Annotated in this window: 13 protein-coding genes and 1 rRNA gene; 9 read left to right on the top strand and 5 right to left on the bottom strand. The window is 71.9% G+C overall.

The window, feature by feature from the left end:
• Positions 1 to 125 precede the first annotated feature (125 nt).
• Positions 126 to 482 (top strand): metal-sensitive transcriptional regulator, encoded by a 357-nt coding sequence (locus CD790_RS32115; protein WP_144386915.1) that lies wholly within the window; start codon positions 126 to 128, stop codon positions 480 to 482.
• A gap of 103 nt (positions 483 to 585) precedes the next feature.
• On the opposite strand, the gene CD790_RS32110 is transcribed toward CD790_RS32115, so the two are convergent.
• A complete protein-coding gene (locus CD790_RS32110) occupies positions 586 to 783 on the bottom strand; it encodes a hypothetical protein (protein ID WP_144386914.1) in 198 nt (65 codons plus the stop codon).
• A 199-nt stretch (positions 784 to 982) separates the two neighbouring features.
• Complete coding sequence (locus CD790_RS32105; protein ID WP_144386979.1) at positions 983 to 1,885, bottom strand: hypothetical protein; 903 nt, start codon at positions 1,883 to 1,885, stop codon at positions 983 to 985.
• A gap of 219 nt (positions 1,886 to 2,104) precedes the next feature.
• Between CD790_RS32105 and CD790_RS32100 the strand changes: the two genes are divergently transcribed.
• Together CD790_RS32100 and CD790_RS32095 are read left to right on the top strand one after the other, a co-directional pair.
• Positions 2,105 to 2,290 carry a hypothetical protein gene (locus CD790_RS32100; protein ID WP_144386913.1) on the top strand — a complete coding sequence of 62 codons (186 nt, stop codon included), beginning with the start codon at positions 2,105 to 2,107 and terminating at the stop codon, positions 2,288 to 2,290.
• A gap of 139 nt (positions 2,291 to 2,429) precedes the next feature.
• On the top strand, positions 2,430 to 4,037 hold the full coding sequence (locus CD790_RS32095) for an FAD-binding oxidoreductase (RefSeq protein ID WP_144386912.1): 1,608 nt from the start codon (positions 2,430 to 2,432) through the stop codon (positions 4,035 to 4,037).
• Between the two features lie 258 nt (positions 4,038 to 4,295).
• Here the strand turns inward: CD790_RS32095 and CD790_RS32090 are convergent, their stop codons facing one another.
• Both CD790_RS32090 and CD790_RS32085 read right to left on the bottom strand, forming a co-directional pair.
• On the bottom strand, positions 4,296 to 5,027 hold the full coding sequence (locus CD790_RS32090; protein WP_144386911.1) for a phosphatase PAP2 family protein: 732 nt from the start codon (positions 5,025 to 5,027) through the stop codon (positions 4,296 to 4,298).
• Positions 5,028 to 5,202: 175 nt separating this feature from the next.
• Entirely contained in the window at positions 5,203 to 6,228 is a 1,026-nt protein-coding gene (locus CD790_RS32085; RefSeq protein WP_144386910.1) for a bifunctional lytic transglycosylase/C40 family peptidase, read from the bottom strand.
• 662 nt (positions 6,229 to 6,890) lie between these two features.
• Here CD790_RS32085 and CD790_RS32080 point away from each other — a divergent pair.
• The 6 genes from CD790_RS32080 (at position 6,891) to CD790_RS32055 (ending at position 14,730) form a co-directional block, all read left to right on the top strand.
• Positions 6,891 to 7,199: a hypothetical protein gene (locus CD790_RS32080; protein WP_144386909.1), complete on the top strand. Its 309-nt coding sequence runs from the start codon at positions 6,891 to 6,893 to the stop codon at positions 7,197 to 7,199.
• Positions 7,200 to 7,510: 311 nt separating this feature from the next.
• Entirely contained in the window at positions 7,511 to 8,389 is an 879-nt protein-coding gene (locus CD790_RS32075) for a hypothetical protein (protein WP_144386908.1), read from the top strand.
• A complete protein-coding gene (locus CD790_RS32070; protein WP_144386907.1) occupies positions 8,379 to 9,698 on the top strand; it encodes a hypothetical protein in 1,320 nt (439 codons plus the stop codon). The genes CD790_RS32075 and CD790_RS32070 overlap by 11 nt, the downstream gene beginning before the upstream one ends.
• Positions 9,699 to 9,700: 2 nt before the next feature.
• A complete protein-coding gene (locus CD790_RS32065) occupies positions 9,701 to 11,254 on the top strand; it encodes an SCO6880 family protein (RefSeq protein ID WP_144386978.1) in 1,554 nt (517 codons plus the stop codon).
• A 40-nt stretch (positions 11,255 to 11,294) separates the two neighbouring features.
• Entirely contained in the window at positions 11,295 to 12,740 is a 1,446-nt protein-coding gene (locus CD790_RS32060; protein WP_144386906.1) for an ATP-binding protein, read from the top strand.
• Between the two features lies 1 nt (position 12,741).
• The gene (locus CD790_RS32055) at positions 12,742 to 14,730 is read left to right on the top strand and encodes a TraM recognition domain-containing protein (RefSeq protein WP_260868047.1); all 1,989 of its coding nucleotides are present in this window, start codon (positions 12,742 to 12,744) and stop codon (positions 14,728 to 14,730) included.
• A gap of 172 nt (positions 14,731 to 14,902) precedes the next feature.
• On the opposite strand, the gene rrf is transcribed toward CD790_RS32055, so the two are convergent.
• Positions 14,903 to 14,981 (bottom strand): 5S ribosomal RNA (gene rrf / locus CD790_RS32050); the annotation flags it as partial.

Raw genomic sequence — 14,981 nt, 5'->3', positions numbered from 1 at the left:
ATTCACCCAGTGTCGCTTATCAGGCAGCGCGCTCATCACAGGGTCCTGACGCCAGGGGACAAATGGGGTATCACATACCCGCGGGGGGTATGCTGGCGGTATCGCGAAAGCAACGGGAGGACGCGATGACGACCATGGCAGCCGGCACCGGCGCGGCGGACGACGAGGAGCAGGCGACGGCCCCCGGCCGGCCGCTCGGTCCGCACGGCTACAGCAAGCAGAAGGACCAGCACCTCAAGCGACTGCGCCGGATCGAGGGCCAGATCCGGGGCCTGCAGCGGATGGTCGAGGAGGACGTCTACTGCATCGACATCCTCACGCAGGTCTCCGCCGGCACCAAGGCGCTCCAGTCCTTCGCCCTCCAGCTGCTCGAAGAGCACCTGCGGCACTGCGTCGCGAGCGCCGCGGTCAAGGGCGGCGAGGAGATCGACACCAAGGTCGAGGAGGCCACCGCGGCCATCGCCCGACTGCTGCGGACCTGAGGACCGGGCCGGACGGCGCCGACCCGCCGCGCCCGCGCTCCGCGACCCCTTTCTCCAGGGCTTCCCTCTCGCCGGCCGGCGGCAGCGGCGCGGCTACGGAACGTTACTGTCGGGGGTCGGATTCCGCGGCTGGATCTGATCGGTCCGGCCGGTCGGCGTCCACCCCGAGAACCTCGTCGATCCGGTCCGGACTGAGCCGGTCCTCATCCGCGCTCGATGCGGCGATCATCAGGTCGCCGTACAGATCGATCTCGATGAGGGCCACGGGGTCCGGGCCCGCCGAGCCACGACGCGCAACCACGTGTCACACCTCCTCTTGCGCATACACGCGAGCACCTACGAGCAGCGGCTTCCCAGCGTAGGGATCGGTACACACTCCGCGCATGGCACGGACGGACCATTTCGAAGGGATCCGAACGGCCCTACCCCACCGGGCGCTGCTCAAGAGCCGGTCCGGAGACGATTGCCAAGGCGCCGAGTCCGAATCCGCCGCCGCGGGGCTAGCCCCGGCGCGGTCCGACCGTGCCCGTGTAGATGTCCGCGGGCGCGGGCAGCCGCACCGCGACCTCGATCCCGAAGTCATACAGCTCCGTCGTCGATACGACCGTCGATACGACGTCCTGTCGGCCGGAGCCGTCGCCCCAGCCCTTGCTCACGGTGAAGCGATGCCGCACCTTCCGCAGCCGCCCCAGCTCGTCGACGTACGCGTCGAACGCCACCGTGTCCTCGGCGAACCCTTTCGCCGCGGCGGCCAGCGCGTCCCGCACCCCGGAGGAGGCGGCCCGCGCCGCGGCGCCGATGTCGGTGATGCCGCGGTAGTGCCGCACCACGGCGCCGTCCAGCCGCTCCTCGCCGACCAGGGTCACCCGGCGCGCCGCGCGGAGCAGTTCGGCGGCGGCCATCGGATCGGTCGCCCCGCCGGTGACCAGGTTCCCGTCCGAGGCGCCCGAGACGTCCACCCGGACCCACTTCCCGGCGGGCACGCCGGCGCCCCGGTTGCGCATGAACAACGCGCCCGACGCCAGCAGCTCGGTGATCGGCTCATGCTCGACCTCCCCCATCGCGTCCTTCGGCAGCACCACCCGCAGCCGGCCCATCCGGCGGGCGAAGTCGTACCGGCCGCTCCCCCGGATCGCGACCCGGGTGCCGCCGCTCGCCGTCTCCATGGTGGTGCGCACCCGCGAGGTCTCGGCCCAGGCCAGCACGTCCGCGGCCCGGCGCAACTCGCCCCGGGCCGTCGTCGTCTCCCGCTCCCCGGACGCCCCGAGCGCGCCCGGCCCGGCGTCGGCCCCGGACTCCCCCGGCCTTCCCGGCTTCCCGGTGTGGCCATGGGCCCCCGGCCGGTCGTCCACCACCACCGTCTCGGCCGAGCAGGCCGCCGAGGTCACCATCAGGCCGGCCATCAGACTCCCGGTCACCGCGGTCGCGAGCGCCCCGCGCCGGACACCGCCGTCCGCCGGAGAGGCACCGCGCTCCGGCGCCTCGAACCCGCGCCCGCGCTGCTGTCTCACCATCGGCCGCCGACCCCCTGGCCACGCTCGTGCTCACGCGCCCCTGCCGTGAGACCCACCGTGTCCAACGACCCGGCCCAGCGGGCCGTCACGGCCAGGTAGCGTGGTCTCGTGCTCGACCAAGGCGACTCAGGCAACACCGGAAACGCCGACCACACCGGCCTCGCTGAACACCACACGTCCGTCCTGGAGAAGGGCGCGTTCGCCATGGCCCACTGCTCCTGCGGCTGGCTCGGCCCCGCACGGCGGGCGCGATCCCGGGCCCGCGCCGACGCCGACTCCCACACCCCGGCCTGAGCGCCCGTACGGCCCGTCCCGGGCGCGCGTCCCGGATCTCCACGTTCCGCCCCCTCCTGTGAGGGAACCGCGGCCCCCCGGTAGCCCTCTGGCTAGTGGGGAAGCAGAGCCGTGACAGGACGGGGAGGCGAAGGCCGCTATGGACAGGCGCACACTGCTGGCAGCCAGCACGGGACTCGCGGCGGCAGCCGCATGGACCACGGGATGTGACGACGAGTCGGCCACCTCCGGGCGCGGCCCGGGCGCCGCGCCCGCCACCGACCCCTCAGACCTCCGCTCCACCGCGCTGCGCACCCGCGCGGCCGGTGGGGCCAAGCCGGGCACCAAGGACTGGACGGCCCTCGGCAAGGGCCTCCAGGGCCGGCTGATACGCCCGGGCGACGCGGACTACGCCACCGCCCGACAGCTGTACAACACCCGCTTCGACGGACTGCGCCCGGCGGCCGTCGCGTACGTCGCCAACAGCACCGACATCGCCGAGTGCCTGGCCTTCGCCCGGCGTCACGGCACCCGGGTCTCGATCCGCAACGGCGGCCACAGCTACGCCGGTTGGTCCAGCGGAAACGGGCGGATGGTCATCGACGTCTCCCTGCTGTCCTCGGTCCGCACCACCTCCGGCGGCGCGACCATCGGCGCGGGCGCCAAGCTCATCGACGTCTACACCCGGCTCGGGGCGCACGGCGTCACCATCCCGGCCGGCTCCTGCCCCACCGTGGGAGTCTCCGGACTCACCCTGGGCGGCGGCCACGGCGTGGTGTCGCGGGCGTACGGGCTCACCTCCGACAGCCTCACCGGCGCGCGGATCGTCACCGCCGACGGCCGGACCCTCGACGTCTCCAAGGACCGGGAGGCCGATCTGTTCTGGGCGCTGCGCGGCGCCGGGAACGGCAACTTCGGCGTGGTGACCGAGCTGCGCTTCCGCACCCACCGGGCGGCCGACGGCGTGTCGGCGTACCTCACCTGGCCCTGGAAGAAGGCGGCGGCCGTGCTGCGCGCCTGGCAGGAGTGGGGCCCCAGCCAGCCCGACGAGATCTGGTCGGCCCTGCACCTCTCCGCGACCCCCGGCAGCACCCCCCGCGTCTCGGTGAGCTGCTTCTCGCTGGGCACCTACGGCGAGCTGCAGAACGCCGTCGACCGGCTCGCCGACCGGGCCGGCGGCCCGGGCCCGGCCTCCAGCGTGACGCTGCGCCGCCGGTCCTACCTGGACGCCATGGAGCGGTACGCGGGCTGCGGATCCGTCAGCACCACCCAGTGCCATCTGCCCGGCAAGACGCCCGGCCGCACCAAGAGCGGTGTCCTCAAGCGCGAGACCTACGCGGCGCGCTCGGACTTCTTCGACCGCTCGCTCAGCGCGGCCGGCATCCGGGCGCTGCTCGACCAGGCCGAGCGGTACGGCCGACGGACGAGCGGCGGCGGCGGGGTCGCGATCGCGCTCACCGCGCTGGGCGGTGCCGTCAACCGCGTCTCCCCGCTGGCCACCGCCTTCGTCCACCGGCGCTCGCGCTTCCTGGCGCAGTACACCGCCTCCTGGGCGGCGGGAGGCTCGGGCGGCGCGCAGACCGCCTGGCTGGACGGGGCGCACACGGCGATGCGCCGGTACGCCTCGGGCGCCGCGTACCAGAACTACACCGACGCCGGGCTGAAGGACTGGCGCAAGGCGTACTACGGGGACGCCGCGGGCCGGCTGACGAAGCTGAAGAAGCAGTACGACCCGCACCGCCTCTTCGACTTCCCGCAGGCGCTGTAGACGGCGCGCCGGGGCCGGACGCCCGCCGCGCGCGGCCGCGCAACGGCTGCGGGTACGGCTACGGCTACGGCGCGGGTGTCGCGGATACGGGAACGGCCCGCCGCTTCTGAGTGAAGCGGCGGGCCGTTCCCGTGGTTCCCGGGTCTCGTGGCCGTTCGACCGTGCGGTCCGCGGGCGGGCCGGGACCGCGTGACCGGGCGAGCCGGCCGGGCCGCGGATCCGACCGACGGGGCCGGTCCGGCCGAACCGGAGTGTGGCTCAGGCGGCCAGGTCCTCGTCCTGTCCGCGGCGGCGGGGCCCCGGCATGGCCGGCCGGTCGGCGGCGGGCCCGTGGCCCGGACGACCGCGCGGGGCGGCGCTCACCAGCCAGCCGACCGGGGAGCCGGCGACCGCGGTCGCCAGCGGCGTCAGCAGCATCATGGCGAGCGGGGCGAGCAGCAGGGCCACGGCCGTGCCGAGGGCGAAGCCGCCGATGACGTCGGTCGGGTAGTGCACGCCCATGTACACGCGGCAGAAGCCCTCGAAGAGCGCGAGGCCGATGGCGGCGAGGCCGTACTTCCGGCTGGCCATGAAGACGCCGACGGCGAGCGCCATGGCCAGCGTGGCGTGGTCGCTCACGAACGAGTAGTCGCTCTTGCCGGCCACCAGGACCTCGAGCCCCTGATGGTCCTTGAAGGGCCGGGGGCGCTCCACGAAGTTGCGGATGGGGATGTTGGCGATCAGCGCGACGCCCGCGGCCAGCGGGGCCCACACCAGGCCGGCGACGGCGCTCGGGGCGTCAGCGCCCCGCTTGCGCGCGCCCCACCAGGCGCCGAGCATCACCACGGCCAGCCCGAAGATGATGCCGAACTCGCCCACGAACTCCATGACGCGGTCGAACCAGTGCGGGGCGTCCTTGGCCAACCCGTTGATGTCGTAGAGCAGGGTGACGTCGGGGTTGGACCCTGTCCCTGACTCCGCCAGGGAGGACCCCAGTGAGAGTCCAGCCATATGCCGCGGCCCCTTCTCTTGCCTGTCGCTCGTGCAGCTGCCGGCCCCCGCTGGGTAGTGCTGCTACCTCACCCCCAGGGAACGCTCACATCACACTCTGCGTTCCACTCTCCACCCAAAGATCACCGGGACGTTATCGAAGGGTGACCCGTAGTCGCAGCTCAGGGCCAACGCTTCACACTGAGTCCGGCTTGGGCAGCGCTTTCGCGCCATCGGCCGTCACCCGCGTGGCACCGATGTAGTCGGGGGTGTCGATCTTGTCGTAACGGATGACGGCGCCAGTGTAGGGCGCGTTGATCATCTGTCCGCCCCCGACGTAGATCCCCACGTGGTGGATCGAGCGTGGATCATTGAGGTCGTAGGCGAAGAACACCAGGTCACCGGGGAGCAACTCATCCCGTTTGGGGTGCGGACCGGCGTTCCACTGATCGTTGGCGACGCGAGGCAGCTCGATACCCACCGAGTGGTAGGCCGCCTTGGTCAGCCCCGAACAGTCGAACCTCCCGCCCTCCTCCGGCGTGCCGTCGCCGCCCCACAGGTACTCCGTGCCCAGCTTGTCCTGGGCGAAGTAGATCGCCCCGGCGGCCCGCCGCGAGGACGGCACCTTCCGCACCGGAGCCTCGAAGCTCTTGGCGAGGGTGGTGATCGTCTTCACATAGTTCTGCGTCTCCCGGTACGGCGGCACGCCCGAGTACTTGATCACCGCGTAGGCGCCCGCGTTGTAGGACGCCAGCATGTTGTGGGTCGGATCGCCCGGAACGTCCTTCACGTACTTGGCGAGCGAGCAGTCGTAGGCGGCCGCGGAGGGGATCGCGTCCCTGGGGTCCCAGATGTCGCGGTCGCCGTCCTTGTCGCCGTCGACGCCGTGGACGGCCCAGGTGCCGGGGATGAACTGCGCTATGCCCTTGGCGTTCGCCGGGCTCTGCGCCTTGGGGTTCCAGCCGCTCTCCTGGTAGAGCTGGGCGGCGAGCAGTGCCGGGTTGATGGCGGGACAGAGGTTCCCCCAGCGCTGCACCAGCGGGGCGTAGGAGGCGGGCACGGCGCCCTTCGCCAGCCCCACGGTGTCGCCCCCCTGACCGGACATCAGGTTTCCGGCCACCACATAGGTGCCGATGACGAGCAGCGCCACGAACGAAGCGCACAGCGCGACACCGACACTGACACCCAGCCAGACCTTACGCACTCGCCAATCCTCCCCCATGCGACGACCTTACGAACGTGTTTCCGCATGCACGGCGCGAAATGACCCGCCGGGGGCGGGCCAGGGGCAGGGGGCCGAGGTCGGGGCCGGGTGAACGGACACCGGAACGGTCGGACACGGACACGGGAGCGGCCGGGCACGGACACGGGAGCGGCCGGGCACGGGAGCGGCCGGGTGGTCGACGCCCCGGAGCCGTCGGACGGCAGGCCACCGGACGGCGTGACTCCACATCAGCCGCCGAACGTACACGGTCTTCCCGGAGTCGCCGAGGCCCGGCAGTCGGCCCGGGAGCCACCCGGGGCGGCGGGGCCCCCGGCGCCGCCGTGCCCCACGGCGAGACCACGGAAGTCGCCCCTTCGCCCCTGCGGCCCGCTACCCGGCCCGGACTGCCGGCGATCGCCCGGCGATTACCCGCCGACCGCTCGGCGACCGCTCGGCGATTGCCGCGCGTGACCGGCCATGATACACAGAGTGACGCCAAGTCGCCCTGTCGACACTCCCAGCACCCAGTCGGGCGAGCGTGGTCTACAACACGGACCCGATCCGGCAAGAAATGCCGTCAAGTCGACATGCGAGAGCGGCAACGTCGGCGAAGATAGAGCCTGAACGTGCGTTACACACGGCAGGCGCACACAACGACCCATAAGGGGCGGTGAGTTCAAATGTTGCTGGCGGCCGACAAGGGCGACATCACGACCATCATCGGCGGGATCGCCCCAGACTGGGGCCCCTTCGGGAGGCTGGGCGCCGAGGCTCAGGTGATGATCGAGGTCGTGATGGCGGTCTCCATCCTGCTCTGCCTCGGCATCGCCATCTGGGGAGCGGCGAAGCAGCGCATCGGCGCCACCGCCCTGCGCGACACCTTCAGCGCCGAGCAGGGCAAGGGTCTGATCGTGGCCGGCCTGACCGGAGTGTTCATCATCGGATCCCTGGGCACGCTGTTCACGATCGTGTACGGCATGGCCATCTGACCCCCGGTCCGATCCGCTCGACCCCGCTCCATCGCGCGGCGTCGGTACGCCGTCCGTACGCCCCGACACCCGCCCGGCCACCCGTCTGGGCGTACGGGCGCCCGGCTTCCCGACGCCCCTCCCGCTCATGCTCCCGCCCCATTCACACCCCCACCGGTCCCCCTCCCCCACCGAGGCCGCCGCCTCCGGTCCTCCTGCTGAGGTCGTGTCAGCCTGATGTGCACTCACACCGTCGTCCCCGATCAGCCGTCCGCGCCGCTACCGTCATATGTGGGCGGCATGACAGTGACGGCTGAAGGGGCGTACGCGCGATGAGTCTCGGCGGCGACGACGGCTACGGCGGCGACGGCTACGGCGGCGACGCCGGCCGCTCCGGCGGCGGTCATCTGACGCGTACCCGTCTTCCCGAAGGCGATGCGGACGCCTTCGGCTCCCCGCGCCGCGGCGCCCGCACCGCCAAACCCAGCCGCAACCTCATCACCGTCGTCAGCGTGGTGGTCCTCCTCATCGCCGCCATCGCCTTCGCCAACCGCGGCGGCGGCTCCGGCGACTCCGACTCCGACGGCTCCTCCGGTGGCCGCGACCCCAAGGCCCAGTCGACGGCCCCCACGGGGGAACGACCCGTCTCCGGCAAGGACACGGCAACCGGCATCGCCACCGGCTTCGCCCAGTCGGAGCAAGGCGCCCAGAGCGCGGCGGCGAACTACGCGGTGGCGCTGGGGTCGGCGGAGATGTTCCGGACCGAGAGCCGGCGCGCCATCGTGGGAACCATTTACGCCCCAGGAACCGCCGAGACCAAGCAGAGCGACCTGGACAAGGTCTACACAGACAAGGATCTCCTCGGTGCGGTCGGCCTCAAGCCCAACGGGGATGTTCCCGAGGGCATGACCTTCGTCTCACGCACCACGCCAGTGGGCGCCAGAGCGGAGAAGTTCGAGGGAGACACGGCAAGCGTTGCCGTGTGGTGCTCCTCTCTTCTCGGGATGGCCGGCACAGGCTCCACGAACCCGGTATCCGAGAACTGGTACACCAGGACGTTCGAGCTGAAGTGGATCAACGGTGACTGGAAGATCACCGGTGTCACGCAGAAGGACGGACCGACGCCCGTCGGCCGTGACCAGGCAGCTTCCTCGGCCGAGGAGATGGCTGATGCCGTGCAAGGGTTCGGAGGGTTCACGTATGCCCGTTAACCGCCGTGGCCTCTTCTCGTTCGCCACCGTCTTGGCAGCCGCCCACACAGCCGTGCTGACGCTGGCGACTCAGGCGCATGCCGATCCTTCACCCAGGCCCTCGGGGAAGAACTGTGAGGACTACCCCGAAGAGTTCAAGGACCTCTGCAAGCCTGGTGACGGGGATCATTCCCCATCAGATCTGACGGACCCCTCCGCCCCCCTCGACCCCGCCGCCTCCCTGGCCCGTGGTTGTGCCGACGCCGCCGCGTGGATCGTGGGCAAGGTCTCCAAGCTCGTCGAGGAGACGGCCAGCGTCGACTTCACCAACGAAGCGTTCCTGCGCCAGTACGCGGTGGTCTTCGCCGCCTCGACCATCCTCACCCTGATCCTCTGGCTGCTCGCCGTGGCCAAGCGCGCCATCCGTGGCGTGCCCTTCACCGAGGCGATCAGCGAGGCGATCGGCTTCCTGTGGCTGACGGTGCTGGCCTCGGCCTTCACACCGCTGATCCTCTACACGGTGGTCACGGCGACCGACGCGGTCACCGACGCCATCGCCTCGGGCACCGGCGCCGACAACGACGCCTTCTTCGGCTCGTTCGCGCAGGCGCTCAAGAAGGACGAGGACATCGGTGGCGGACCGATCATGCTGATCGTCGTCTCGCTGGTGACCATCCTGGCCGCGGGCGTGCTCTGCCTGGAGCTGGTGATCCGGGCCGCCCTGCTCTACGTGGGGGCGCTGCTGGGCACCGCCGTGTACGCCGGGCTGGTCGACAAGAACATGTGGGGCCATGTGCGCCGCTGGGCCGGGATCATGATCGCCGTCATCCTGGTGAAGCCGGTCATCGTCGTCGTACTCGCCCTGGCCGGCGCGCTGTCCGCCGACGAGGAGGGGCCGGACGCGTTCTCCGCGGTCGTCTCCGGTCTGTCGATCATCATCCTGGCCATCTTCGCCAGCGCGATGATCTACCGCTTCGTCCCCGGCTTCGGCGACGAGATCGTCAAGGCCCGCAGCGCCAGCGCCGACCCGGCCTCGCGCCAGGCCGCGGCGATCGTCAGCTCCCCTGCCGCGCTGGTGAAGCAGGGCATCACCACCCACAGCGCCCGCGGCACCGGTGGCGACGCCGGCGGGGGCGCCCGCGGCGGTGGTCAGCCCAAGCCGGCCAACCCCGTCTCCGGCGGGGTCGCCGCCCACAGCACCCGTTCCGGAGGCGGCGGCTCCACGTCCGGCTCGGGCGGCGCCGGCGTCGGCTCCACCGCCGGCACCCCCGCCCCCCGCACCACCCCGTCCAACCGCACCAGCAACCATCCGGGAGGTGACCGGCGTTGACGATTGAGGCCCAGTCCCACCCCATCACGCCCCGCCGTACCTATCTCATCGGTCGCGCCCGTCCCAGCGCGATCGTCGGCAAGAACCGCGAGACCGGCGAGATCACCCTGATCATCGCCGGCGCGTTCATCGGCATGATGTGCGGCCTGCTGGTGCCGCTGCTCACCCTGCGCATCGTCACCCTGGTCGGTTTCCCGACGCTCGCCCTGGCCGCCGTCTACGTGCCGTACAACGGCCGCACCTTCTACAAGTGGTTCGAAGTCAAACGCTCGTACAAGCGGACGGTCCGCAAGAGCGGCACCTACCGCTCGGTCGCGGCCGAGGCCGGCACCCGCTTCGACGGCCGGGAGATCGAGGTCGGCCCGCCGCCCGGCATCGGTCGCATCAGCTGGCTCGCCGCCCCCTTCGGCCCGGACGAGATCGCCGTCCTGCTGCACGCCGACCGCCGCACCGTCACCGCCGCCATCGAGATCGAGGGCCCGGGCGTGGGCCTGCGCGACAGCGAGGACCAGGAGGCCCTGGTCGACCGGTTCGGCACCCTGCTCAAGCACGTCGCCAACGGGGACGGCTTCGTCACCCGGCTGCAGATGCTGGCCCGTACGCTCCCGGCCGACCCCGACGCGCACGCCAAGGACGTCGAGCGGCGCGGCGACCCCGACGCGCCCGGCTGGCTCAAGGACTCCTACGACCAGCTCCAGTCGATGGTCTCCACCTCCTCCGAGCAGCACCGCGCCTACCTCGTCGCCTGCATGCACTACACCCGCGAGCTCGCCAACGAGGCGCAGGCCATCGCCCGCGCGGCCCGCCACACCGCGGGCACCCGCAAGCTCGACAAGGACGCCGGTCTTGCCGTGGTCATGGCCCGCGAGCTGACCGACATCTGCGCCCGGCTCGCCGAGGCCGACATCCGGGTCCGGCAGCCGCTCGGCCAGGGCCGGCTGGCCTCCCTGATCCACTCCATGTACGACCCGGACCACCCCATCGACCACATCCAGGCCATGACCCAGCGCAACGCCTGGCCGGCCGAGCTGGACGCGATGGAGCCGACGTACCTCCAGGCCAAGACCCGCGAGTCGAGCACCCGCGAGCCCTGGTGCCACGCCACCGCGTGGGTGAAGGAGTGGCCCATGACCCCCGTGGGCGTCAACTTCCTGGCGCCCCTGCTCGTCCACACCCCCGACGTCATCCGCACCGTCGCGGTCTGCATGGACCTGGAGCCGACCGAGGTCGCCATCGAACGGATGCTGACCGAGAAGACCAACGACGAGGCCGAGGCCAGCCGCGCGGCGAAGATGAACCGCACCGTCGACCCGCGCGACATCGCCGCCCACGGCCGGCTCGACCAGCGCGGCGAGGACCTCGCCAGCGGCGCCGCCGGCGTCAACCTCGTCGGCTACATCACCGTCTCCGCCCGCTCCCCCGAGGCACTCGGGCGCGACAAGCGGACCATCCGGGCCTCCGCCGGCAAGAGCTATCTGAAGCTGGAGTGGTGCGACCGCGAACACCACCGGGCCTTCGTGAACACCCTGCCGTTCGCCACCGGCATCCGCCGGTAGCGGCTCCGGAGAGAGTAGAGAGGACGAGAGGGGTTCTGCCGTGGTCGATCCGATTGGCGCCGTCACCGACGCCTTCACCAGTCTGCTGTTCGGAAAGGTGGAGACGACACGGCTGCCGGTCCGCACGTCCACGGGGCAGGCGCAGGCCGTCTATCTGCCCACCGCGGCTCCGGGCCTCGGCGACTCGGGGGTGATCATCGGCCGGGAGGTCTACTCCGGTAAGGGCTATATCTACGACCCCTTCCAGCTGTACGGGCAGCAGCTGCCCGCCCCGCACTGGCTGGTCCTGGGCGAGTCCGGCAACGGCAAGTCGGCCCTGGAGAAGACCTACGTCCTCCGCCAGCTCCGGTTCCGCGACCGCCAGGTCGTCGTGCTCGACGCACAGGGCGAGGACGGCGTCGGCGAGTGGAACCTCATCGCCCAGGAGCTGGGGATAACCCCCATCCGGCTCGACCCGATGACCGCCCGCGAGGGCGGCATCCGGCTCAACCCGCTCGACCCGTCGATCACCACGACCGGACAGCTGGCCCTGCTGCGTACGATCATCGAGGTCGCCATGGGGCACGGCCTGGACGAGCGCTCCGGCTTCGCCCTGAAGGTCGCCCACGCCTACGTCAACGAGACCATCGTCGACCGCCAGCCCGTCCTCACCGACATCGTGGAGCAGCTGCGCCACCCGGAGGCCGAGTCGGCCGAGTCGATGAACGTCGACATAGACGACGTGCGGGCCTGGGGCCTGGACGTCGCCCTGGTACTGGACCGTCTGGTCGACGGCGACCTGCGCGGCATGTTCGACGGCCCGACCACCGCCGGCATCGACCTCGAAGCGCCCCTGATCGTCTTCGACCTCTCGCACATCGACCGCAACTCGATCGCGATGCCCATCCTCATGGCCATCGTCGGCGTCTGGCTGGAGCACACCTGGATCCGGCCTGACCGCAAGAAGCGCATCTTCCTGGTCGAAGAGGCGTGGCACATCATCAACAGCCCGTTCGTCGCCCAGCTCTTCCAGCGGCTGCTGAAGTTCGGCCGCCGTCTCGGCCTGTCGTTCGTGGCCGTCGTCCACCACCTCTCGGACGTGGTCGACGGCGCCGCCGCCAAGGAGGCCGCGGCGATCCTCAAGATGGCCTCGACCCGCACCATCTACGCCCAGAAGGCGGACGAGGCCCGCGCCACCGGACGCGTGCTCGGCCTGCCCCGCTGGGCGGTCGAGATCATCCCCACCCTCACCCCGGGCATCGCGGTCTGGGATGTCAACGGCAACGTCCAAGTGGTCAAGCACCTGATCACCGAGGCGGAACGGCCCCTCGTCTACACCGACCGCGCGATGACGGAGGACGGGCTCGCCCTGGAGCTCGCCGCCCGCGCGGACGCGGAGGCCGAGGAGCGCGCGGCCGCCTCCGTGGAGCAACACCTGGCCGAGGAGGCGGCGGCGACCGCCGACGCGGCGTACGGCGGGTCGTCGTACGGGTCGACGGTGGCGTGACATGAGCGCGCGACCGGGACCGGGCGACGGGTACGGCGGCGGGCCGGGGGCCCGCGGGCGCGGCGGGTCGGCGGAGCGTGGCATCCCGGACGGCCTGCTGGTCGGCGTGCTCGGCTTGCTGCTCGGGCTGACGCTGCTGGTGTGGTCCGCGACCGGGCTCTCGGCCCTGCTCGCCCACGGCTCCTGGCCGCGGAACGTCAGCTTCCTGCGCACGCCCATGGCACTACGACACCTGGTCGGCGAGCCACAGGACCTGCCGACCGCCTGGCCGGACACCCCGCCGGACCAGCTGTCCGGTTACGGGCTGTTCTGGGGGATCCTCATCGGCGAGCTGATGGTGCTGTTCGTCCTCGCCGTCTTCGTGATCGGTACGGCGACGCGCTACCGGCTGGTGCGCGCCCGCCGCCGCGCCGAGCGCCTCAAGGGCGCGGTCCCCGCGGAGGCCGCGGGTACGGATCCGCACCGCGCGGGCCCGGCGACGGGCATGGGCTCGGGCGCGGCGGACGCCATGGGTGCGGACGGCGACGGCATGGGGGCGGGCGGGTGGCGGCTCCCGGCCGCCCCGGACCCGCGCTCGGCCCCGCGGCCCACGCCGTCGCCCCCCGCGACGCGCGACGCGGACACCGCCTTCGTCTTCGGCCGCGGCGACGCGGCCCCTCCGGGCACCATCCCGAGCCCCAGCGCCCCCGGACAGCCCCACGTCGCGGGCGCGGTGGCCCCCGGGGCAGCGGGCCCTCCCTCGGGGCCGGGCGTTCCGGGGCTTCCCCAGGGCCTGAGCGCCTACGAAGGCGATCCGGCGGCCCTCGGCCGACCCGCGCCGAGCAACGGCGCCTCCGTCCCCTCAGAGGCCGCGACAGGCCCGCTGACGGCCCCGGTTCCGGATGCCCCGCCCGTCGCCGGAGCCCACGTCCCGAGTCCCCCTATGACGGGATCCCATGTGCCGGCACCTCATGTGTCAGGGCATCACATGTCGGGACCACATGTGTCGGGTCCTCAGGCCGCCGGTGTCGACACCGGTCCGGTGCCCACTCCGCGCGGAGCGGCGTTCACCGCGTCCGAAGCGGCCCTTCCGCGCCTCATCTACGGCACCCAGCGTGGAGACGCCGCCGTACGCGCCGTACTGGACGCCGAGGGCCCCGTCCTCGCCGTCACCAGCGACCCGGAACTCTGGAAGACCACCAAGGACGCCCGCGCGAAGCTGGGCCCGGTGCACGTCTTCGACCCCTCGCATCTCCTCGACACTCCCGCCAGGCTCCGCTGGAACCCGGCGGCGGGGTGCGCCGCCCGGGAGGTCGCCGCGGCCCGCGCGGCGGCACTGCTGGCCCCCGTGCGGCCCGGGCACGCGCTGGACCGGCCCACGGCTGAGGCCGCGGAGACGCTGCTGCGCTGCTGGCTGCACGCCGCCGCGGTGGACGGCCGGCCCTTCCGCCAGGTGCACCGGTGGGCGCAGGGCAACGCGGCTCATGAGCCGGTACGGATCCTGCGTACACACCCGAAGGCGGCGGGCGGCACGGCCGGGGAGCTGGAGGCCACGCTGACGGCCCACCCCGAACGACGCGACATGGCACAGGAGCTGACGGCCCGTGCTCTGGGCGCGCTCTCCTCCATTCACATCCGGGACGCCTGCAACCCCGGCAGAGCCGATGGGCTGGCGCTGGAGTCATTCATCACCGAGGGGGGAACGCTCTACGTGGTGGGTGAATCCATCGAGGATCCACGGACCCACCCGGGTGCGATGCCGCTGCTCACCGCACTCGCATCGAGCGTGGTCGAGCGCGGCCGGCGCATGGCCGAACGGTCATCCTCCGGTCGGCTCGACCCACCACTCACGCTGGTCCTGGACGATGTGGCCGCGGTGGCGCCCATCCCGGCCCTGCCGGATCTGCTGACCGCGGGCGGTTCCCAGGGCCTGCTGACGCTGGCCCTGATGCGTTCCCAGGAGCAGGCCCGCACCCGCTGGCCCGACGCCCACAAGACGCTCGCGCGATAGCCGACGGAGGCTGGTCGCCAGATACCAGCCACCAGCTACCGCCCCGGCTTCGACTCCGACAGAGCACGCGTACGCACTCGCCCTCATTCACCCTCGCAGCGAGAAAGGACCGGTAAACGCAAAAAAGCTCTGTCCCCGGTGAATACCGGGGACAGAGCTTTTTTCAAAATTTGTTCGGCGGCGTCCTACTCTCCCACAGGGTCCCCCCTGCAGTACCATCGGCGCTGAAAGGCTTAGCTTCCGGGTTCGGT

The sequence above is a fragment of the Streptomyces sp. SAJ15 genome, assembly GCF_007595705.1.
Classification (GTDB): domain Bacteria; phylum Actinomycetota; class Actinomycetes; order Streptomycetales; family Streptomycetaceae; genus Streptomyces.
This window is presented reverse-complemented; position numbering and strand designations above follow the sequence as displayed.

Bases quoted from the DNA above. Each gene is read 5' to 3' on its own strand.
- CD790_RS32070 (WP_144386907.1), top strand. From the start codon at position 8,379: ATGCCCGTTAACCGCCGTGGCCTCTTCTCGTTCGCCACCGTCTTGGCA.
- CD790_RS32055 (WP_260868047.1), top strand. From the start codon at position 12,742: ATGAGCGCGCGACCGGGACCGGGCGACGGGTACGGCGGCGGGCCGGGG.
- CD790_RS32090 (WP_144386911.1), bottom strand. From the start codon at position 5,027: ATGGCTGGACTCTCACTGGGGTCCTCCCTGGCGGAGTCAGGGACAGGG.
- CD790_RS32095 (WP_144386912.1), top strand. From the start codon at position 2,430: ATGGACAGGCGCACACTGCTGGCAGCCAGCACGGGACTCGCGGCGGCA.
- CD790_RS32075 (WP_144386908.1), top strand. From the start codon at position 7,511: ATGAGTCTCGGCGGCGACGACGGCTACGGCGGCGACGGCTACGGCGGC.
- CD790_RS32085 (WP_144386910.1), bottom strand. From the start codon at position 6,228: ATGGGGGAGGATTGGCGAGTGCGTAAGGTCTGGCTGGGTGTCAGTGTC.
- CD790_RS32105 (WP_144386979.1), bottom strand. From the start codon at position 1,885: ATGGCCGGCCTGATGGTGACCTCGGCGGCCTGCTCGGCCGAGACGGTG.
- CD790_RS32080 (WP_144386909.1), top strand. From the start codon at position 6,891: ATGTTGCTGGCGGCCGACAAGGGCGACATCACGACCATCATCGGCGGG.
- CD790_RS32115 (WP_144386915.1), top strand. From the start codon at position 126: ATGACGACCATGGCAGCCGGCACCGGCGCGGCGGACGACGAGGAGCAG.